At 51.5% G+C, this 19261-nt stretch carries 23 protein-coding genes; 22 read left to right on the top strand and 1 reads right to left on the bottom strand.

What is annotated here, in order from left to right; translation table 11 throughout:
* The first annotated feature begins 2 nt into the window (after positions 1-2).
* From ACUTQY_RS11370 to ACUTQY_RS11290, 17 genes are all read left to right on the top strand, one after another.
* Positions 3-1331: an anti-CBASS protein Acb1 family protein gene (locus tag ACUTQY_RS11370; RefSeq protein ID WP_445583289.1), complete on the top strand. Its 1329-nt coding sequence runs from the start codon at positions 3-5 to the stop codon at positions 1329-1331.
* Positions 1315-2241 carry a phage minor head protein gene (locus tag ACUTQY_RS11365; RefSeq protein ID WP_445583290.1) on the top strand — a complete coding sequence of 309 codons (927 nt, stop codon included), beginning with the start codon at positions 1315-1317 and terminating at the stop codon, positions 2239-2241. Before ACUTQY_RS11370 ends, ACUTQY_RS11365 begins: the two co-directional genes overlap by 17 nt.
* A 3-nt stretch (positions 2242-2244) precedes the next feature.
* Positions 2245-3510, top strand: coding sequence for a hypothetical protein (locus ACUTQY_RS11360; protein ID WP_445583291.1), 1266 nt, complete (start codon positions 2245-2247; stop codon positions 3508-3510).
* A 12-nt stretch (positions 3511-3522) separates the two neighbouring features.
* Positions 3523-3969: a gp53 minor capsid family protein gene (locus ACUTQY_RS11355; protein ID WP_049188535.1), complete on the top strand. Its 447-nt coding sequence runs from the start codon at positions 3523-3525 to the stop codon at positions 3967-3969.
* A gap of 17 nt (positions 3970-3986) precedes the next feature.
* On the top strand, positions 3987-5063 hold the full coding sequence (locus tag ACUTQY_RS11350; protein ID WP_445583292.1) for a major capsid protein: 1077 nt from the start codon (positions 3987-3989) through the stop codon (positions 5061-5063).
* A 9-nt stretch (positions 5064-5072) separates the two neighbouring features.
* Positions 5073-5366 (top strand): hypothetical protein, encoded by a 294-nt coding sequence (locus tag ACUTQY_RS11345; protein WP_126178765.1) that lies wholly within the window; start codon positions 5073-5075, stop codon positions 5364-5366.
* 66 nt (positions 5367-5432) lie between these two features.
* Positions 5433-5831 (top strand): DUF7370 family protein, encoded by a 399-nt coding sequence (locus ACUTQY_RS11340; protein WP_126178766.1) that lies wholly within the window; start codon positions 5433-5435, stop codon positions 5829-5831.
* Positions 5832-6002: 171 nt separating this feature from the next.
* Entirely contained in the window at positions 6003-6350 is a 348-nt protein-coding gene (locus tag ACUTQY_RS11335; RefSeq protein WP_126178767.1) for a hypothetical protein, read from the top strand.
* A 2-nt stretch (positions 6351-6352) separates the two neighbouring features.
* A complete protein-coding gene (locus ACUTQY_RS11330) occupies positions 6353-6763 on the top strand; it encodes a hypothetical protein (RefSeq protein ID WP_060429457.1) in 411 nt (136 codons plus the stop codon).
* Complete coding sequence (locus ACUTQY_RS11325; protein ID WP_126178768.1) at positions 6760-7143, top strand: phage tail termination protein; 384 nt, start codon at positions 6760-6762, stop codon at positions 7141-7143. Before ACUTQY_RS11330 ends, ACUTQY_RS11325 begins: the two co-directional genes overlap by 4 nt.
* Before the next feature lie 60 nt (positions 7144-7203).
* Positions 7204-7953, top strand: a complete 750-nt coding sequence (locus ACUTQY_RS11320) for an Ig-like domain-containing protein (RefSeq protein WP_041033806.1) — start codon at positions 7204-7206, stop codon at positions 7951-7953.
* Between the two features lie 51 nt (positions 7954-8004).
* Positions 8005-8676, top strand: coding sequence for a DUF6246 family protein (locus ACUTQY_RS11315; protein ID WP_445583293.1), 672 nt, complete (start codon positions 8005-8007; stop codon positions 8674-8676).
* A gap of 164 nt (positions 8677-8840) precedes the next feature.
* Complete coding sequence (locus ACUTQY_RS11310; RefSeq protein ID WP_060387676.1) at positions 8841-9140, top strand: DUF1902 domain-containing protein; 300 nt, start codon at positions 8841-8843, stop codon at positions 9138-9140.
* A 9-nt stretch (positions 9141-9149) separates the two neighbouring features.
* Entirely contained in the window at positions 9150-9434 is a 285-nt protein-coding gene (locus tag ACUTQY_RS11305) for a type II toxin-antitoxin system HicA family toxin (RefSeq protein ID WP_060387677.1), read from the top strand.
* A gap of 104 nt (positions 9435-9538) precedes the next feature.
* Positions 9539-9925 (top strand): hypothetical protein, encoded by a 387-nt coding sequence (locus ACUTQY_RS11300; protein ID WP_342134102.1) that lies wholly within the window; start codon positions 9539-9541, stop codon positions 9923-9925.
* A gap of 60 nt (positions 9926-9985) precedes the next feature.
* Positions 9986-12766 carry a tape measure protein gene (locus ACUTQY_RS11295; RefSeq protein WP_445583294.1) on the top strand — a complete coding sequence of 927 codons (2781 nt, stop codon included), beginning with the start codon at positions 9986-9988 and terminating at the stop codon, positions 12764-12766.
* 22 nt (positions 12767-12788) lie between these two features.
* The gene (locus ACUTQY_RS11290; protein ID WP_154871414.1) at positions 12789-12968 is read left to right on the top strand and encodes a hypothetical protein; all 180 of its coding nucleotides are present in this window, start codon (positions 12789-12791) and stop codon (positions 12966-12968) included.
* Here ACUTQY_RS11290 and ACUTQY_RS11285 read toward each other — a convergent pair.
* Positions 12965-13144, bottom strand: a complete 180-nt coding sequence (locus ACUTQY_RS11285) for a hypothetical protein (RefSeq protein WP_060447766.1) — start codon at positions 13142-13144, stop codon at positions 12965-12967. The two genes, ACUTQY_RS11290 and ACUTQY_RS11285, sit on opposite strands and share 4 nt — an antisense overlap.
* 158 nt (positions 13145-13302) lie before the next feature.
* Here ACUTQY_RS11285 and ACUTQY_RS11280 point away from each other — a divergent pair, with 158 nt between their 5' ends.
* Genes ACUTQY_RS11280 through ACUTQY_RS11260 form a run of 5 tightly spaced genes read left to right on the top strand, consistent with a single transcriptional unit; the run spans position 13303 to position 19247 of the window.
* On the top strand, positions 13303-13770 hold the full coding sequence (locus ACUTQY_RS11280; protein WP_046688430.1) for a hypothetical protein: 468 nt from the start codon (positions 13303-13305) through the stop codon (positions 13768-13770).
* Positions 13771-14241: a DUF1833 family protein gene (locus ACUTQY_RS11275; RefSeq protein ID WP_197797564.1), complete on the top strand. Its 471-nt coding sequence runs from the start codon at positions 13771-13773 to the stop codon at positions 14239-14241. It abuts the gene before it with no gap.
* On the top strand, positions 14234-14653 hold the full coding sequence (locus ACUTQY_RS11270) for an NlpC/P60 family protein (protein ID WP_445583295.1): 420 nt from the start codon (positions 14234-14236) through the stop codon (positions 14651-14653). Before ACUTQY_RS11275 ends, ACUTQY_RS11270 begins: the two co-directional genes overlap by 8 nt.
* Positions 14613-17105: a host specificity factor TipJ family phage tail protein gene (locus ACUTQY_RS11265; RefSeq protein WP_445583296.1), complete on the top strand. Its 2493-nt coding sequence runs from the start codon at positions 14613-14615 to the stop codon at positions 17103-17105. Before ACUTQY_RS11270 ends, ACUTQY_RS11265 begins: the two co-directional genes overlap by 41 nt.
* Entirely contained in the window at positions 17106-19247 is a 2142-nt protein-coding gene (locus tag ACUTQY_RS11260) for a hypothetical protein (protein ID WP_445583297.1), read from the top strand.
* Positions 19248-19261 lie beyond the last annotated feature (14 nt).

Raw genomic sequence — 19261 nt, 5'->3', positions numbered from 1 at the left:
ACATGAACAAAAATCTCCAACTGGCCGTCAACCACGCGTTGAACGACGCCAGGATTGAGCGTGCTCGTATGGCGATGCTTGGGCCATCTATGGGCCTGGATAATAAACGCGGCTCCGCCTGGTGCGAATACGGCTTTCCTGAGCAGATCACTTACGACAATCTTTATTCACTGTATCGCCGCGGTGGTATTGCGCATGGCGCCGTGGAAAAGCTGGTGGGCAAATGCTGGCAGACCAACCCGGAGATCATCGAGGGAGATAAGGCCGACGAGAAACGCGCGGAAACTGCCTGGGAGAAAAAACTCAAACCGGTATTCACGAATCGGTTATGGCGCGCTTTTGCAGAGGCTGACCGCCGGCGGCTTGTCGGGCGTTACTCTGGCATTTTGCTGCACATCCGCGATAACAAACCATGGAATACCGAAGTAGCCAGAGGGCGAGGCCTCGAGAAAGTCACAGTAGCCTGGGCTGGTTCACTAAACGTGAGCGAGTGGGATACCGGGCTTAACTCGCAAACATACGGACAGCCGAAGATGTGGCAATACACGGAGCGGCTTACAAATGGAGCCTCACGACGTGTCGAAATCCATCCAGACCGGATCTTCATCCTTGGCGACTACACCGACGACGCTATCGGGTTTCTTGAGCCAGCATACAACGCATTCGTCAGCCTGGAGAAAGTAGAGGGCGGTTCCGGTGAGTCATTCCTGAAGAACGCAGCGCGGCAGTTGGCGCTTAGCTTCGACAAAGAGATCGACTTCGGCAGTTTGGCGTCTATGTATGGCGTCAGCGTTGACGAATTGCAGGACAAGTTCAATGAAGCCGCGCGCGAGATGAACCGCGGCAACGATGTGCTGATGAGCCTACAGGGTGCAGCTGTTACCTCCCTTGTTTCTCCTGTGTCTGACCCAAGCCCAACCTATGCCGTGAACCTGCAGACTGCTTCTGCCGGCGTTGATATTCCTTCGCGGATACTTGTAGGCAACCAGCAGGCTGAGCGCTCAAGTACCGAAGACCAAAAGTACATGAACGGGCGCTGCCAGAGTCGCCGCGGTGATCTGTCGTTCGAAATTGAGGACTTCTGCGACAAGCTGATCGACCTGAGAATTATCGATTCTGTCGGCCAGAAAACGGTCATCTGGGACGACCTCAATCAACAGACTCGCGCTGAGCGCCTGGCGGACTCTAAGACCATGGCAGAGGTGAACAAGGCTATGGTTGAAAGCGGTGATACGGCGCCGTTCAGCGGTGAGGAAATTCGCACTGCTGCAGGATTCGAAACTGAAGGCGACGACCCGCTTGGAGAGACAGGGGATGACGACGAAACCTAAGCCTCCAATCCTGCCGAGCAACATCAAAGATCCCACAGGAGTTGATAAGTTAGAGCGTGGTGCCATGCGTGAGTTTGCAAAGCGCATGAAGCTGATAACGAAAGGCTATATCGACATCCTCAACCGCATCCCCGCCGAACCAGTCGTAAACGAGCGCTACACCTTCCGTCTTGATCAGGGGCTTCTGTCGATGCTGCTTCAGAACGGAGAAGCGCTGGTGGACGAAATTCTGCTGGAGGGTGGGGAGTTCAATCTGTGGTTCTTTGGCCGCTATGTGTCCGTGGCTTACCAGCGAGGAACGGCGCAGGAGTATTACAACCTCTCCCAGCAATCCTCTGCTTACGCTGCCGGCCAGCAGGATGTTCCCAACATCTTGTTGAGTGAGCCCTATCAGTTGCGTTTGATTCTGGTCAGAGCGCGCGAGTTCGAAGAGATGAAAGGGCTCAGCGCTCAGGTTAAGAGCGATATGGCGCGAATTCTGACTGATGGCATTGCCAGGGGGCTCAACCCGCGTGACGTAGCCAAAAAACTCAACGAGCAAACCGGTATTGAAACCCGGCGTGCGAATCGCATTGCCAGGACTGAGATCACTACCGCACTGCGGCGCGCGCGGTGGGATGAAGCTCAGGATGCGCAAGACCGCTACGGAATTAAGACCAAGCTGCTTCACATCTCCGCATTAAGCCCTACCACCCGAGCAACGCACGCCGCCAGGCATGCTCATCTGTACACGCAGGATGAGGTGAGGGAGTGGTACACGAAGAACGGAAACGCCATCAACTGCAAATGCTCGCAGCTTTCCGTGCTGGTGGATGACAAAGGAAACCCTCTCACTCCTTCGGTCATCGACAAGGCCAAGCAGACGTTCAACGACATGAAGGAGAGAGGCTACAAATGGGCAGAGGGTTAATCCATGAAAGTTCAAGTTAACGTCACCACGAAGGTCAACAGCCAGGCAATTCGCCGGGAGTCATACAACGGCCGCGAGCATCTTGTTTTGCCGAGCTACACACTGCCGGCAAACGTGGTCATGAATGATGGGCTGTATACGGCCAGCGAAATCGATGCTCATTATCAAGGGCTGGAAGGCACGCTGGCGCCGCTGGGGCATCCTCAGCTAAATGGCGCATTCATCTCTGCATTTTCGCCGGAGGGCATCAACCAGGGCCATATCGGCGCCTGGAATCGCAATGTGAAGAAATCTGGCAACCGGATCTACCTGGAGAAGTGGGTTGATACCCAGATCGCTAACCAGAGCGAGGGAGGTAGGGAGCTTATCTCCCGCGTAGAGGCCATTGAGCACGGCGAAGATGTTCCACCTATTCACACCAGCGTTGCGGTGTTTCTCGACCAGCTTGAGCCCAATGAGCAACAGAAGGCCACAGGGGCCAAGTGGGTGGCGAAGATTCACGGCATGGATCATGACGCAATCTTGCTGCATGAAGTAGGCGCAGCGACACCTGAGCAGGGCGTTGGTCTGATGGTTAACGCTGATCTTGCCACGCCGTTAAAAGCTAACTCTGGCGCGCTGATTGGCGAATCCTACCGGGATCGTGAGCAACGTCTCGACCGCGCAGCAAAAGATAGATTCGCGCCCGGCGAAAATGAATATGCCTGGGTGGCTGATTTCACCGACTCACAGGTGGTGATCATCCGCAACGGCGGCGCTGCCCAGGTTTATGGCTACACATCGGAGGGCGGAAAAATCACCTTTGATGAAACCGGAACACCAGTTGCGCGTCAGGAATCCTGGGTGACGGTCGTCGCCAACAAAGTTAAATCCCTTTTCAATCCGCAGGGACAACCTGCAACCAACCACCAAACGGAGGGCGACATGCCTTTAACCACTGAAGAGAAACAAGAGCTGATCACCGAAATCGGCAAAGGCCTGGCCGCCAACTTCGCCGAGGCGCTCAAGCCTATTACCGAGAAAGTTGATGCGCTACAGGCCAATCATAACCAACTGGCCGAAACCTTGACCGCCAACTCCCGCGCAGAAGAGAAAACCAAGCGCGAAGCCGTTGCAGTAGTTCTTGGTGAACTGGCTGCCAATTCCCTGACAGGAGAAGCGTTGGATGACGCTTTCAAGCGCCTGGGTACCTCGGCCCAGTTAGGCGGAAACTCCGGTCAGCATCAGCAAGAAAATGGCGCACCTGCCGCCGAAGAACACTTTAAATAAGGGGGCTATCCAATGCCACGTTATCGTCGCGTAAACATCGACGGAAAGTCGCTGTATAAGACCGAAACCCGCACCACTGCCGCGGCACTTTTGCCAGGCACTGCTGCCGTCATCAACGCCAGCGATGAATTCGCTCAGGCTACCGCGCTAAAGGGCCGGATCTACATCATCGACGTCGCCTACCATCAAGGGCTGAAAATCACCGAGGCGGTTCCTGCTGGCGACTCTGCTGTAGGCAACTACGTGGAAGAAGGCCGTGAATTGGCGCTGCTCTGCGTACCTGGCGCGTACAAGAAAGACAGCCCGATCAAGCTTGGCGCTAACGGCCAATTCACCCTGGCAACTGCTGACACTGATTCAGTGATCGGTTACAGCCAGGACGAAGCCACCATCGCCGCCGGCGCTACCGATTTCATCCGCGTGCGTATGCGCGTTGGCACTGTCGCCGCTGGCGCTTAAAAGAAGGATAAACGCACATGTATTTCTCCAAAGAGACATTGGCGGCTAATAGCCGTCTCGGTGGTCACTGGAATGAGCTGTGGGCGAACCGCAATATGTGGAACGCCAATCATAACGCCATGATCGCTGCCAACCGCGCCCACATGACGCAGGAGTGGTTGGCAGTAAACGCTGCTGGTGGCTTTACTCGTGATTTCTGGGCTGAAATTGATCGCCAGGTACTGCAACTGCGCGATCAGGAAGTTGGCATGGAAATCATCAACGATCTGATCGGCGTGCAAACGGTTCTGTCCGTCGGCAAAACTGCCAAGCTGTACAGCGTGGTCGGTGATATTGCTGATGACGTGTCGGTAAGCATTGACGGCCAGGCGCCGTTCTCCTTTGACCACACCGAATACGCCAGCGATGGCGACCCAATTCCGGTATTCACTGCCGGCTATGGTGTGAACTGGCGCCATGCTGCCGGGCTGAACTCCGTGGGTATCGATCTGGTGTTGGACTCGCAAATGGCTAAGATGCGTAAGTTCAACCAGAAGCGCGTCAACTATTACCTCAACGGTGATCCTAACATCCAGGTTCAGTCCTATCCTGCGCAGGGCATTAAAAACCACCGCAACACCAAAAAGCTCAATCTGGGGGCTGGTGCCGGCGGCGCAAACATCGATCTGACTGCAGCAACGATGACTCAGTTGTTCGAGTTCTTCGGCAAAGGTGCATTCGGTGCGCTGGCGCGCGCCAACAAAGTCGCTCAGTACGACGTGATGTGGGTATCCCCAGAAATCTGGGCAAACCTGGCGCAGCCATACGTGGTCAACGGCGTTGTGAGTGGCACTGTATTGCAGGCTGTACTGCCATTTGCACCGGTTAAAGAAATTCGCATGACCTTTGCACTGAAGGGTAATGAGTTCGTCGCTTACGTCCGTCGCCGTGATGTGATCTCTCCGCTGGTTGGCATGGCTGTGGGTGTTGTCCCGCTGCCGCGCCCTGTGCCAAACGTTAACTACAACTTCCAGATCATGTCTGCTGAAGGCCTGCAAATCACTGCAGACGATCAGGGGCTTTCCGGCGTTGTCTACGGCGCCAATCTGGCGTAAGGGGGAAAGATGGCCAAATACGAAGTTATTCGCCCCTGGAATGGCGTAGAGATCGGGGATGTGTTGGAACTGGAAAAGCTTCACCCAGCGCTGAAATCTAACGTTCGGTTGATGCGTGGCGCGGCCGGCGGTGAGCTGACCCCAGCCACCCCGGATGCCGGCAACGAAACAAAGTCGCGCAAGGATGCTATCAAGGCGCGGCTCACTGATCTGGGGATTGAGTTCAAAGGCAACCTCGGCGAAGAAAAGCTAGGTGAACTGTTGCCTGAAGGCGAGCTCGAAAATCTGTTCCCTGCTGAATAACAGCCGCCGCCAAGGCGGTTTTTTTATGCCCCGTTTCGGCGGGGCTTCTTCTTACAGGAATCAGCCATGGTGACTAAAGAAAAGGCCAAGGAATATCTGGAGTCACAGGGTATCACCTTGCCTGATTTCGTCCTGGATGCGCTGGTGGAGCAGGTGAATAGCATTCAGGATTGTTTGGATGCGAATTACCCAGCATCAACAGCGTTACTCATCCAACTCTATCTTCTCGGGCTTATGGGATTAGGCCAGGGAGATAAATACATCAGCTCTCAAACGGCGCCAAGCGGGGCTTCGCGTTCGTTCCGCTATCAGTCATTTAGCGATCGTTGGAAGGGGGCGCTGAACCTGCTGCGCGGGTTGGACAAAAAAGGGTGCGCTACAGGCCTGGTTCCACCTGACCCAACAAACAAGGCTTTTGCCGGTGTATGGATCGGCAAGGGTGGCTGCATGTGCGGTGGTGGTTGATGGCATGGATACCTGTCACCGAACGATTACCAAAGCCTTTTGAGCGCGTCTGGGTGAAGACTGACACGGCCAGGCAAACCACGGGATTCGTTAACGACCGCGGTGAGTGGAAATTTAATTGCCCGAAAATCGCGGCAGAACGGCCTGCGGTGATTAGCTGGAGAGAGTGACATGTCATCATTAGCCATTTGGTCATACACGGCTGAGGCCACGATATGGCGTAATCTAGGCAATAGCGAAGCGGGCGATCCTCTGGGTTGGGCTCCGCCTGAAATTATCATGTGCGATTACCAGGGCGGACTCTCTGCGAAGCTGAACAATATCGGTTCGGAAATCACTGTAAAAAACACTGTTTGGACTGAATTCACCGAAGCCAAAAAAGGCGACTATCTGCTTATCGGCATGTCTACCATGGTAGACCCGATCGCTGCGGGTGCCGATGAGGTGGTGCAGGTGATCCGCTATGCCGACACGTTTGACCGCCTGGCAGAGGATATAGCCATTCTGACGGGAGTGTAGTGATGGGCGTAAAGATAAAGGGTATCAAAGAGGCCCAGCAGCGTCTTGATGCCGTGGTTGAGGATGTCAGGACGAGAAAGGCGGTCAGGGCTATCAAAACAGCGCTGTTTATCATCGGCAATGAGGCTGCCCTGATGACCCCAATAGGTAAAACCTCGGTACTGATTAACTCGCAATACCAGGACACCCCCGTAGTGAATGGAACACGCATCACTGGGCGTATCGGGTATTCGGCCAACTATGCGGTTTATGTTCATAACGCCAGTGGCATCTTAAAAGGGCTGCCGCGTCCTAAGTCGCAAGGTGGCGGTAATTATTGGGATCCATCTGGTGAACCTAAATTCCTCACCAAGGCCGCAGAGAAAACCCGCCGGCAAGTGGACGAGATAATCAGGAAGGAGATGATGCTGTGACACCTCCAATGTATCTCCGCCTACGAAATCTTTTCGAGAGTGCAGACCTAACCGCGGGGCTCACAATCCAAACGCTGATGTGGAACGACACGGGTAAGTTATCCGACGCCTTCATCGTGTTCCGTCCTGGTGGTGGTTCAGATATTCAATACGACCGCGGCGGAGATTTCTTCGTAATGGTCGATGTAGTCGGGGCCAAAGGGAAGAACACAGAAGCAGATGCCGCGGCGAACAAAATCGCCGACTATATCAGCAGCCAGCAGGGCGCTGATAGCTGTGTTGGCTCCATGCGTCTGCTCGGAGGCTCTCCAACGCCAATCCCATCAGCAGAGGGGCGATTAATCTACCGGCTTTTAGTCTGCTGCACCTACGGCGAATAACGCACATATCTATCCATCAGGCTGCCTCTGGGCGGCCTTTTTTATTTGAAGAGGTAACACATGCAAGGTTGTGCAAATGATACCGGCAAGCTGATCGGTAAAGTCGCGGTGCTGCGTATGGCTTTCGGCTGTGCTGACACGCTGCCGGCACTGAGTGACTGGAAGCGCCTCGGCGCGCTGACCACCAAGGGCTTCGACTTCTCTCCAAACTCCGTGACGTCTGAAGCGGACGACGCGAAAGGGTTGGTGGAGAACCTGGTAACCAACATGGATTTCACCATTTCCGGTGAAGGTGAATTCCGCCGCAAAGACAAAACCACTGAGATCGGCGCTCTCAACATCTCCAAGTACATTTTCGATGAAGTGCAGGCTGGCCGGCAGCCGTCGATTTGGGTTCGATTCGATTTCGTCGGCGAAGATTCCGGCACCTACATCATGGGCTACTTCAACACTACGTCGTGGTCTGGTGATTTTGGCACGAGCGACATCTCCACTTTCTCCGGCGAGTGGAAAGTCGCTGATGCCGATACTGTCGTGTTTGAAGTCGCCGCAGATGTACCGGTTACCGGTGTGACAGTGGCGCCAGCAACAGCAAGCATTGCCGTAGGGGCTACTCAACAGCTTACCGCTACCGTGGCACCGGCAGATGCCAGCGATAAAACCGGCACCTGGTCATCCTCGGCAACCGGTAAGGCTACCGTCAATCAGTCAGGGCTTGTTACTGGAGTTTCTGCCGGCGCGGCCACAATCACATTTACCACCAACGATGGCGCCAAAACATCAACCAGCGCGATCACTGTTACCGCGTGACTATCACAAAGGGCGTATTGCGCCCTTGATGATAATTATTCGAGGCATCTCATGACACCAATCACTGAATTAGGCGAGATGGTCATCACCGATGCCGATCGCGATTACTTCCTTCGACCTTCGTTCGCAAACATGACCCGCATAGGCTCGCCAGCGGAGATTGTAGAGCGATTTGCTGAACTCCATACCAGTGAGGCGCCACGTTTACTTGAAGCCGCTGTAGAGGCATACGGTGAGGTTCCTGGGTGGTTGCTGGCATACATCAATGCGCCGTCATTCAGCAGTGCGGCAATATTCGCCGGGATGATCGTCATGCAGGCATGCTGTGATGATGACCTTAGCGCGCTGGTGGGAGAGTTGCGGCCAAGCAAACGAGGTAAGAGGGCTTTCGTGTTTCGCCGCGGCAAGATGCCGGCGAGCGATATCATCGTAATCGGCCAGTCGCTGATCACTCACGGCATCATCGGCAAGGCAAAGATCCGCAAGCTGCAGCGACACGAGTCGAACAGCTACGTGAACGAGTTCAACGCCTTCGAGTACATCAGCGCAGCGCGGAACCACTTCAATATGCCTCGTGCCGAAGCAGAGCGCCTTTCTATGACTGAGTTTCAGTTGCTGCTGGCGGCAAAGTACCCAGAGCAGAAAGGATTCACGCGCGAAGAGTACGATCAGGTGATGGACGAAGATGAGAAGCGCTGGCAGAAGATGATGAAGCGAAAATGAATTCGACTTTGTAATCGTTTGAAACGACGTTGTTTGAGTCGCTATCAAGCCGATTCATTCTAGCTCTGCAAATTTTTTAATCACTTCTGCATTGATCATTTGCGAGTATCAGTATTAAACTTCTCGTTAAGTTACCAATATGGTAACCGAACTGGAGAGAAGAGATGAAAACCTTACGTTGCATGGCCTATCAGCAGAACGGGGTGTTTGTCGCCGCCTGCCTTGATTTGTCGCTGGCAGCACAGGCAGATACCATGCAGGAAGCAATGAAAAAATTGGATGCCCAAGTTAAAGATTATCTTGAAGAGGCGTTCTCTGAACCAGCTTACACTAAACAGCTTTTGAACCGCAAAGCGCCGCTCTCGATGTGGCTAAAGTACTGGAACATCGCTTTCAGAATTTTCTTTAGCAACAAGCAAGGGCCGAGCAAGTTGTTCCGCGAGCCGTGTGAGGCTACTGCATGAGACTAGCATATGTTCGGTAGGAAACTTTCTCCGCTGAAGTATGCTGAAGTTGTTAGCGGGTTAAGGGCGTTAGGATTCGAGATGAAACCTAAGACCGGAACCTCGCATGAACAATGGATAAGAAAGACTGCGAACTCGAAGCATGTTGTTACAGTCGATAAGCACCACGCCCCTTTTTCGCGCGATCTGATAAAGTCCATGGCGAAACAGGCTGGCGTGGATGCCAAGAAGTTTCATGCACTTTGCAGGGGTGACTGCACCCTAAAGGATATAGGCCTAGAGCCTGCTGAATAAACCCACCCAAGAGGTGGGTTTTTGATTTCTGGCCCCTCGTTTTCGTTGCCAGTCGCGCGCCATCTGCTACGATTCCCCTATCTTTGATTGGTGGGCAAGGAAGAATGAAAAAGATATTAATACTGGCAATTGCCACTATGTCGTTGACTGCATGCAAGCCTGGAGAACAAAAAGCCATTGAGCTTGCGCAGAAGGAAGTAGCAGCAGATCTGAAAGACCCGGATAGTGCAAAGTTCAGATACACGCGCGTTGTAAAAACGCAAGAGAATGATGATGGTACGCTTCTGGCATTGGTATGCGGTCAGGTGAACGCTAAAAACGGCTTTGGAGCTTATGCGGGATTTCACTCATTCATGATTGATTTAAGCATGAAAGAAAAGGGATTCTTTAGTAAAGCCGTCACTTACAAAGTAGGAAATAAGAGAATATCAACGGAAGAGGATAAAAGCGATATTGTTGGCTACACAGCATTGTGTGGCGAAGACGCCTAAACTAATCGAATGATATAAACCTCGCTACGGCGAGGTTTTTTATTGCCTGGAGAAAAGTGAATGTCAGAACAGGACGGCGGAACCCTTGTTTACCAAGTAGATATAGAAACTGCAAAGCTAATTACAGGAAGCCGACGAGCTTCTGTAGTTTTGGAGCAGTTAAATAAAAATGCTAGAGGTGCAAGCTCAGGTTTAGATGGTGTTGATGCATCAGGTAAAAAGGCCTCAGGCTCACTAGGTAATGTTGCATCAAATGCAGAAAAAGCAGGTGGTGGATTTTTAAATGCAAGTCGTAGTGCTGATAGTTTAGGCGGTGGTTTAAACAAATTAACATCTTTGATTAGGGGGTATATCACCATTCAGGCAGCTATGAAGTTAATAAAAATAGCTGATGATATGACAATGTTAGAGGCTAGAGTTCGTAGGCTTAGCTCAAGTACAGAAGAAGCCACTATAACTATGGCCTCTCTTTCTGCTATTGCAGCAAACACAGGGAGCAGCCTTGCAAGCACAGAAAAACTATGGGAAACACTTACATCAAGCCTTAAAGAGGCTGGAGCATCAAATCTACAAGTATTGAGATTGACTGATACGCTTCAGAAAATAGGTGTGGTAGGTGGTTCTTCCGCAGAAGAAATGTCCAATGCGCTACGCCAGTTTGGTCAATCAATAGCTGGTGGTATCGTGAGGGCTGAGGAGTTTAACTCTGTACTTGAAAACATGCCTGAACTCGCAAGACAGATTGCTGCTGGACTCGGTCTTTCTATGGGTGAGCTTCGTAAGCGCATGTTAGATGGTAAGCTGACGGCTGAAGATGCTTTGAATGCTATTCAGAAGCGCTCACAATCGGTAAATGAAGAATTTGATAAAATGCCAGTTACAGTTGAGAGAGCAAAAAACAGTCTCGACGTGGCTTTCAAAAATGTGATTGGCGATCTTAATGAGTCAATACAGTTAACACAGACCTTGGCTGGTCTAATGCAGTCAGTGGCAAATAACCTTAATTTCTATAATAGAAATGTCGGTGATTCTGCCAGAATGCCAAAACTTATTGAATTACAGAAAAAATACAATGAGGAATTAAAAAACGGTCAGCAATGGTATGAGACTGACAGTGTTTATCAACAAAGAAGGGGGCAGGCTGCTTTCGAGCTTAAACGTGTGGAGCAGGAGATAGCGCACATTCGAGCAAAATCTGCGAAGGATTCAGAAAATGCAAGCAAACCAATCGAGATAAATTCTGGCTCCAACCCTAAACAAGATGAATTAATCAAGAAGTCAGAACGCAGGCTCGCTCTTTCTAAACTTGAGGGTGAAGCAAGGGCTAGGCTCGAAGCTCAATATGCAGCTGAGGATGCTGGTTTCAAAAAGGATGACCCCCGTACCAAGCGCATGGAAGATGAGGCCGCGGCAACATACAGTAATCTTGAAGCGCAAAAAAAACTCAAATCTGAGACCAAGTCTGGCGTTGCAGCAGCAGAGAGTGCTGCTCAAAAGGTAGAGAATCTTAGGCAAAAATCTGAGCTTGCTGCTAGTTCCACGAAGGAGTTTAGCCGAGAGCAGGCGATCCTGACCGCACAGCAATCACTCGGTAAAGGCGCGACGCAAGCACAGGTAGCCCTGGCCGGGGAATATGCCGCAAAAGCATGGGATGCGGCCGCCGCAGCCAAAGGCGTCACTGAGGCGATTAAGGCTATGCCTGAGAAGGCAGAGAATAAATCATACGCCGAGTCCATGCAGAACCTGAAAGCTGCGCTGGATGCCGGCAAGATTGACCTTCAGGAGTACAACACCGCCACTGAGAAAATGGCGCTGGAACATCAGAACAACTTAGCGAAGATTAACGCTCAGGCTGTAGTTAACCCTGTTGCATCTGCACGATCTGAAGTTGATCCGGTTCAGCAGTTGGCGAATGAGAATGCTCAGAAGCTGGCCCTGATGCAGCAGTATCAACAGCAGGAGCAGGCGATACTGCAGCAGAGTTACCAGCAGGGAAAAATCAGCTATGACCAATTTATCTTGGCTAAACAGGCCACGGATGATCAGTACCTGGCTTTGCGCACTGCCCAGGAGAAGCAATACCAGGAGCAGCAGACGGCGGCGCAGTGGCAGCTGTTGAGCCAGCAGAGCCTTGGTTACGACATGCTGACGAGCGCTGTTGATGCTTTCTCTGGTAATGCCTCCAACGCTATTACAGGGCTGCTTACCGGCACCATGTCGGCACAAGAGGCGATGAGGTCTCTTGGCAACACCATCCTGAATAGTGTGATAAACAGCATCGTTCAGGTGGGTGTGGAGGCGTTGAAAAACTACATCCTCGGCCAGACGCTTGGCGCCGCTTCCGTGGCGTCATCTGTGGGTATGGCTGCAACAACGGCTTCAGCCTGGGCGCCGGCGGCCGCAATGGCATCACTGGCAACTCTTGGCGCTAACGCAGCTCCAGCGGCTGCAGGGATAACCTCAACCGTGGGATTGGCTGGCGGGCTGGCTTTGGCTGGCGCGCGTTATAACGGCGGCCCTGTGAGCGCTGGCGCGATGTACCAGGTAGGTGAGCGAGGCAAGCCAGAGATTTACCAGGCGAGCACTGGTAAGCAGTACATGATCCCCGGTGACAACGGCAGGGTGATCAGCAACAAGGACATGCAAGGCGGTGGTGGAATGCCTAACGTCGTGTTTAATGTTTACGACCAATCAGGCGGTTCAAAAGCATACGACTATCAGGCCAGCATGGCAGGAGACACGCTTACTGTATCGGCATTTATTGCTGATATGGACAATGGCGGCCCACTAAGCCAGTCATTCACACGCAACCATCAGGCGCCGCGTAAGGCAACCCAATAACTTAATCGATGAGGATGATGATATGAAATTCATTGAACTGCCAGAAGATGTGCAGCACGAAGCCGCAGCTGCTTTGTCCGGCGCTTTACGGGAAAACGGTATTCTGGGTGATGAAAAACGGATGGGGCAGGCTCAGGGAATTGCCGACACCATCCGTGATGCGTACCTGCGACTTTACTCAGAGCAACAGTCGCCTAATTAAGAAGCAGACTCGCCGCTGTTCAGTTTCTTGAAGTGATTGAGCGCTTGGTCGTACATGCTGAGAACGCCGTCGACGTTGCTGTGATGCATCGGGACACGCTCTGCTCGAATTAACTCGACAACCAGTTGCATAGCGGCCTGTTCGGCGTTTGTGCTTGGGTCTGCGATATCTGACATTTTTACCTCCATTGTATTAGCGAAAGACAAACATACCCTCCCTGGCTGTGGCCGCATATCCTGAAATTTGAACAGGCATTGCCAGATTTGGTATGCCACTGCTGATTTAACACAGACACAACCCGCTCCGGCGGGTTTTTTATTACCGGGAGAAAACCGTGGCAATACCTTATCCCGACTGGCTATCACTTCCCCAGAAGGCCAACAAGAGCCGCACGATTGATGCCGGGTTCCGCACCGATCAGCCGGCAGTGGGCGCGCCGATATTCCAGCGTCTGACAGATGACCTCAAAACCACCTGGTCGCTGACGTGGATTTTCACGCTGCAAGAGGATCGGGCATTCGAGCAGTGGTATCGCAGCCCTCGTTACCTGGATAATGGCAATCAGTGGTTCACGATGCTGTGCAATCTGGGTGGTTCTGGCCTGCAACTGCAGGAACTGCATTTCGTGGCGCCGCCGGTTCAAACGAGCATCAACGGCAATACGACGACGTGGACAGCGAGCGTAATCACCCGGAAGGTCTACAACCCGGATGACGAGTTCTCAGACGTCATTGTTGAGCTTCCGCCGTATCAGTGGGGGATCATTGATGAAGTGGTCAACCGCGACATGCCGGAGTATTGAATGCCTACATTACGAGAATTTCAGTCACAGCGGCCCAACCGGATCATCTACGACACGATGACGTTTAGTCATCCGGCGTTTGGCGCTATCCGGCTGGTGGCAAACCAGATATATCCGAAGACGTTCGCCGGCCAGGTGTTTTCAGCTTGCCGGATGGAGGTCGCAGAGAGTCAGCAGAGCAGCACGCCGGTGATCAACTCAACGGTGAAATTCGGGCGCTTGGCACAGGACTTTAAGCAGCAGCTGAAGCTATGGCGCGCGCACTCGCGCATAACGCCGATCTCTGCCACATATCAGCGTTTCGATGCGGCGGACATGAACACGCCACTGAAGTCTTGGACGCTCTTTGTGAAAGACGCCTCTCTCGATGAGGCTGACGTAACGTGCTCGCTCACGCTGCAGAACCCGCTAAACAACAACATCGGCTTTCTCTACAACACCACGGAATTTCCAGGGCTCGCCAATGCATAAACCTGACTTCATTCACGCCATGGAGGGTAAACCATGGCGCGAACGAGCGTGCTCGTTCGACGCGGCTGATTGCTGGGGGCTGGTGGTGCTGTATTACCGGCATGTGCTCGGCATAGAGATACACCAAACGCCGGACTACGAAGCCGGCAGCGACTTCCTGACGTGTTTTTCCGGTGATGTCGTGTTCTGGCATCAGGCCGAGAAAGCGGCCGACGGTAGCATTTTTATCGCGTATTACGGCGGTCAGCCAGCTCACGTCGGTTTGGTCATTGATGGGCAAGCATTCCATAGCCGCGGCGAAGCGGGGCATGTGCGCTTTGACAAGCTACGGACACTGGAGCGAGTTTTCACCAAATTGGAGTTTTACGACTATGCCGTTGATCGAAGTTCAGCGCGTGCCGGGGTTGCCTAAAGAACGTCATAACCTTCCCGCTGGCAGCATGTTCTATCCCTGGCTGAAATCGGCCAACCTTCACTGCGATGTTGAAATTCTGCGTAACGGCGTAAAGCTGCAGCCTGATGATGAGCTGAATTTCCCGCTCAACGATGGCGACGTGATCAGCGTGTTCGACCAGCCGAAAAGCGGAACCATTGGGAAGGTTCTCAGCCCAATTTTTGCCCCTATAAAGTTCGTCCAAAAAATCCTGACGTCATTGCTCGGCCAGCCAAGTGCAGGCGTGGCGACAAGCAGCAACGCAAAGACCTCCCCGAACAACAGCCTGAAAGGGCAAACCAACATTGCGCGAAACGGTGAGGCAAAGCCGGACAACTACGGCCAGGTGCGCGCGTACCCTGACCTGATTCAGGAGTCGCTGTTTGAGTACGACAAGAATATCAAGAAGGTGACCGAGTGGATGAACTTCGGGCTGGGCCGGTATGACGTCACGTCAGTAAGGTACTCAGAATCGAACCTCGGCGCGCTGGCTGGCGCCTCATACCGTATCTACCAGCCAGGCGAGAACATCCCGCTGATCAATGAAGGGTTCGCTTTCGACGACATCGACGGCCAGGAGCTTCCTGGGCCGAACGAGAGCGGTGATTTCCCAGCAGAAACGGCGACGACGACCACCGACATGGTTTCTGGCGAGTTCATCGCCGGACAGGCAAAGGTGAAAATCAAGCAGAACAGCGATTTCGATTACTTCTATGACCTGCCTAAGCCTCATTCTGTGTCGTTCGTTGTCAACGTCACCTACAACACGGTATCAGGGCCAGTAACGCGCGATATAACGGTATTTGCCGATCTCTTCAGTGCTACGACAACCGACGATGGCGCCCCAGTGAACCCGCAGTATTTCTACGAGTTCACGTTTGTAAATCTGAGCGGCAACGATATCAGCCAGATCCCCGAAGACGCGGTAATCAACACGTCGATATTCACTCTTAACGATAATGAACCTCTGGTAATTGGCCCATCATTCTCTCCGGTTGATGGGACTCAGCTTTGGGTTCATCTGCAGGCGCAATTGGGGCATGGGGACTACGCCAGAACCAGCGTTACATTCTGGAAGGTTGATGATGATAACAACCAGATTCCCGGCACGCTGGAAAGCTACAACATCGGGCTTAACAACGATGATGAGAACGCGGATACAAAATATGGCACGTTCAAATTCACGCCAGTATCTGGTAATGGCCGTTATGCGGTAACGTTCATCCGCACCAACAACAGCAACGATCACTCAATCCTGAAAGTAGAAGCTGTTCACATCGTCAGGACGCGCACCAACGTTGTTTACCCCAATGACACGCTCGTAACCGTTACTGTCACTGCGACAGAGCGCGCAACCAGTGCGAGGGAGCGAAAATATAACGCTCTAATCACCCGTCACGTCATTAGCTACAACCTGGCTACACAGACGGTCGATTACACAGAAAGGCCGTCACGCTCGTTTGCAGACGCGGTATTGCACACCTGGCTAAAGATGGGGGGGCAGCCAGAGTCAAGCATCGACATCTACGAGCTTTACTCTATCGCGGCATCGCTTCCTGAGCCGCGCCTGGGCTACTTCGATTACACCTTCGATGACGAAGACATCTCGCTGGGCTCTCGGGTTCAGACAATCTGTGATGCGGCGACGGTGACCGCATTTTGGGATGGCGGGGTGTTGTCCTTCACACGCGATGAGTGGAAGCCAGGTGCAACTACGGTGTTCAACCGCGCCAACATGAAAGCGGAGGATTACAGCCTTTCCTACGACATGACGCTACCCGGTGGTTTTGATGGGGTAGAGGTCAAGTATCGAAACCCGTCCACGAATAAACAGGCATTCATCCGCTACCGGATCGTCGGCAACTCGATAGAAGAGGGCGAGCCGGTAAAGGCGAAGAAGTTCGACATGCTGTTTATCCGCAATTCTTTCCAGGCACGGGATCGGGCATTGAAAGAAGTTCGCCGGCTGCTGTACTCACGGCAAACGATGGCTATCCGCGCGCTGGCCGATGGTGAATGGGTGAATGTCGGGCAGATGGTGCAGGTAGCCGATATCTACGATGCTAATCAGCAGGATGGCTATATCGTTGCGCGTAACGGCAACAACTTCGACACAAGCGAGCGCATCAAATGGGCCGGAGATATGTTTGTCGTCATCACTGATGCAAGTGGCACTCCAACGGCGCGCGTTCAGGCATACCCCCGCAGCGATACGAATTTTGGTTTTACCGCTGCAGTGCCAGTAATAAACCTCAATATATTTGACGGCTACAACGTCCAGTCGCCGTCTCGTTACGTCATCGCCTCTCAGGTGGAGATGGATGCAACGAAATGGACGATCACTGAAAAGAAACCGAATGGCGACGGGACAACCTCGTTAACCATGTCTGAATACAACGATGAAATGTATAATTACGAGGTAACTGAATAAATGGCTACCACACCGACAAGTAACCCAATCCCAAGCGAATCTTTGAATGATTTAAGGTTTAATACCGGGAAGATTGATGAAATAGTAAACTCAGACAATAGAAAATACGTTGATAGGTTTGGAGTTGAAAGATACACATGGTCTGGAGCGTTGGCAAATATTGCACCTCTGGGGCATCCATGGACTGTGTCAGAAGCAGAGGCTGCTATTGCGTCAGGTGAGATCCCGAATCTAGCGTATTATTTTGTTTGGTCGCAAGATAGCAATAATATTGCTGATGTATGGCAGAACGTTAATGGAGTTGGTCAGAAAACAGGGAAAAGCTACCCATCAAGTGAATTTGTTTTTGAACTACAAAACAAAGTTGATTTCGTTTATGACAGCAATGCCAAAAACGTTTCTGGGTTCCCAGGGGTAGCTGAGATGGCGACAGATAAAAAAGGTAATGTAACTTACCGGCGATTAGAAGATGGTACATCGCAGTTTCCTGCCGTTATGGTTGGTAGCCGAATTGAGCAAGTGCAGGGCGCTAACGGGTCAACATTTCAATCAAGAGATTCAGGAGGGTTGATTCTTTCGCTATCTGAAGATGGTAGCATTGGAATGCTTAAATACAGCACGTTCTTCTCTAATGAGTACCCTGATTACGCCGAGGTACATGTTGATAAGAATGGAGACATCTTCAAGATAGTTAAGCGAGATGGATCAGTAATTGATATTCGCGATAGGGATACACAACAGACAAGCCCGGTTGTCTCATCAGATGGTGGTCTAGCAATAGAGGATGATGGATTTATTAAGTTCATATCCAGCAATGGTGAAAACACAAGTATTACATCTGATTCCGGAAATAAAAATCCAGTCACTTTCAAGGCAGTAGACGATAGTTATTTTGTAAAGTTTGCGTCTAAAGAAGGTGGGAACGGTGATTATAGTATACATCGCATCAAGCCAGATGGCCTTTCTCGCATTAAGCAGGGAAATTCAACATTAATTCATGTTATATTAGTTGGGCAATCCCTGTCAGTTGGCGGAGCATCAGTGGTTCAATCCCCTGTGACAACTTCGGCCAGGCATCCATATGGGGCAGTAACGTTTAATGGTGGCCCTAAATACGACAGCGCATATCCGGCAAAGTCAGTTGACCTTTCAGATCTGGACTACTTAGTATCCTCTGTAGAAAACATTGGGAAATGTGGTGGTCAGGAGTCTGATTGTAGTGGCATTGGAGAACGAATTTTTGAGCTCTCGGGTATTACATGCTTGGTTTCTGCAACTGGATCATCAGGAACATCGCTGGCTAATATTTCAAAAGGTAAGCCATCATTTATCTCAACACAAATGGTGATGCGGAGAGCATATGAAATAGCTACAAGCCTGGGGATGGAATATCGTCCGTGCATGCTCTTCATTCACGGCAATGCGGATGCTGTGAATAATACAAGCGCTCAAGACTACAAAAATCTTATGTTAACTCTTCGTATGGATTATGAGGATTATCTACGAGACGTTACAGACAATCCAAATCTAAACCTGAAGATGTTTGTTCAGCAGTTTAGTAATGCAACTGTTCAGGCCGGAGCAGCAGGCGCTGATGTGAATCTAATAATTGGGAATGCGCAATATGAAATCTGCCGTGATAATGATGATTTCATCCTTACAGGCACACAATATACTCGCCCCTATGTCGATAAAGATCATCTGTCAAGTAATGGTTATCGAACTGATGGGGAAATTGCAGGTGTCGCTATTGCTAACTACTTAAATGATGGTAACAATATTGCGCTCAGACCAGATGATTCAAACATCACTCAAACATCTTCTGAAATTGTCATTCCTCTATTGGGTGGTGTAGGTAATGCAGTGATAGACACATCAAGAGTGTCAGATCCCGGGAATTATGGTTTTCGTCTTGTTGGCGCCACTATAACCAGCGTTACCATTGATAATGGTAATACAGTAAGGATTGCAAAAACTGGCACGGCAACCGCAGTGAACTATGCATATGTAGGTAATAAATCTAATATGCCAGGTGCCAATACCGGAAACCGAGGGTGTATTAGGGATTCGTCTACTGACGTTTCACCAGTTTCAGGCCTGCCGCTTTACAATGATCTTATCGCTTTCAACAAATCTTTCTAAATTTCTAAGAGGTC

The organism is Serratia sp. TSA_130.1, assembly GCF_052691795.1.
The sequence above is the reverse complement of the archived record's forward strand: the minus strand, read 5'-3'. Positions and strand labels throughout refer to the sequence as shown.

What these genes read in the sequence shown, in the direction of transcription:
- ACUTQY_RS11290 (WP_154871414.1), top strand. Translation starts at nt 12,789, where the DNA reads ATGAAATTCATTGAACTGCCAGAAGATGTGCAGCACGAAGCCGCAGCT.
- ACUTQY_RS11345 (WP_126178765.1), top strand. Translation starts at nt 5,073, where the DNA reads ATGGCCAAATACGAAGTTATTCGCCCCTGGAATGGCGTAGAGATCGGG.
- ACUTQY_RS11365 (WP_445583290.1), top strand. Translation starts at nt 1,315, where the DNA reads ATGACGACGAAACCTAAGCCTCCAATCCTGCCGAGCAACATCAAAGAT.
- ACUTQY_RS11260 (WP_445583297.1), top strand. Translation starts at nt 17,106, where the DNA reads ATGGCTACCACACCGACAAGTAACCCAATCCCAAGCGAATCTTTGAAT.
- ACUTQY_RS11310 (WP_060387676.1), top strand. Translation starts at nt 8,841, where the DNA reads ATGAAAACCTTACGTTGCATGGCCTATCAGCAGAACGGGGTGTTTGTC.
- ACUTQY_RS11305 (WP_060387677.1), top strand. Translation starts at nt 9,150, where the DNA reads ATGTTCGGTAGGAAACTTTCTCCGCTGAAGTATGCTGAAGTTGTTAGC.
- ACUTQY_RS11300 (WP_342134102.1), top strand. Translation starts at nt 9,539, where the DNA reads ATGAAAAAGATATTAATACTGGCAATTGCCACTATGTCGTTGACTGCA.
- ACUTQY_RS11270 (WP_445583295.1), top strand. Translation starts at nt 14,234, where the DNA reads ATGCATAAACCTGACTTCATTCACGCCATGGAGGGTAAACCATGGCGC.
- ACUTQY_RS11275 (WP_197797564.1), top strand. Translation starts at nt 13,771, where the DNA reads ATGCCTACATTACGAGAATTTCAGTCACAGCGGCCCAACCGGATCATC.
- ACUTQY_RS11370 (WP_445583289.1), top strand. Translation starts at nt 3, where the DNA reads ATGAACAAAAATCTCCAACTGGCCGTCAACCACGCGTTGAACGACGCC.
- ACUTQY_RS11355 (WP_049188535.1), top strand. Translation starts at nt 3,523, where the DNA reads ATGCCACGTTATCGTCGCGTAAACATCGACGGAAAGTCGCTGTATAAG.
- ACUTQY_RS11285 (WP_060447766.1), bottom strand. Translation starts at nt 13,144, where the DNA reads ATGTCAGATATCGCAGACCCAAGCACAAACGCCGAACAGGCCGCTATG.
- ACUTQY_RS11340 (WP_126178766.1), top strand. Translation starts at nt 5,433, where the DNA reads ATGGTGACTAAAGAAAAGGCCAAGGAATATCTGGAGTCACAGGGTATC.
- ACUTQY_RS11295 (WP_445583294.1), top strand. Translation starts at nt 9,986, where the DNA reads ATGTCAGAACAGGACGGCGGAACCCTTGTTTACCAAGTAGATATAGAA.
- ACUTQY_RS11335 (WP_126178767.1), top strand. Translation starts at nt 6,003, where the DNA reads ATGTCATCATTAGCCATTTGGTCATACACGGCTGAGGCCACGATATGG.
- ACUTQY_RS11315 (WP_445583293.1), top strand. Translation starts at nt 8,005, where the DNA reads ATGACACCAATCACTGAATTAGGCGAGATGGTCATCACCGATGCCGAT.
- ACUTQY_RS11320 (WP_041033806.1), top strand. Translation starts at nt 7,204, where the DNA reads ATGCAAGGTTGTGCAAATGATACCGGCAAGCTGATCGGTAAAGTCGCG.
- ACUTQY_RS11360 (WP_445583291.1), top strand. Translation starts at nt 2,245, where the DNA reads ATGAAAGTTCAAGTTAACGTCACCACGAAGGTCAACAGCCAGGCAATT.
- ACUTQY_RS11265 (WP_445583296.1), top strand. Translation starts at nt 14,613, where the DNA reads ATGCCGTTGATCGAAGTTCAGCGCGTGCCGGGGTTGCCTAAAGAACGT.
- ACUTQY_RS11330 (WP_060429457.1), top strand. Translation starts at nt 6,353, where the DNA reads ATGGGCGTAAAGATAAAGGGTATCAAAGAGGCCCAGCAGCGTCTTGAT.
- ACUTQY_RS11350 (WP_445583292.1), top strand. Translation starts at nt 3,987, where the DNA reads ATGTATTTCTCCAAAGAGACATTGGCGGCTAATAGCCGTCTCGGTGGT.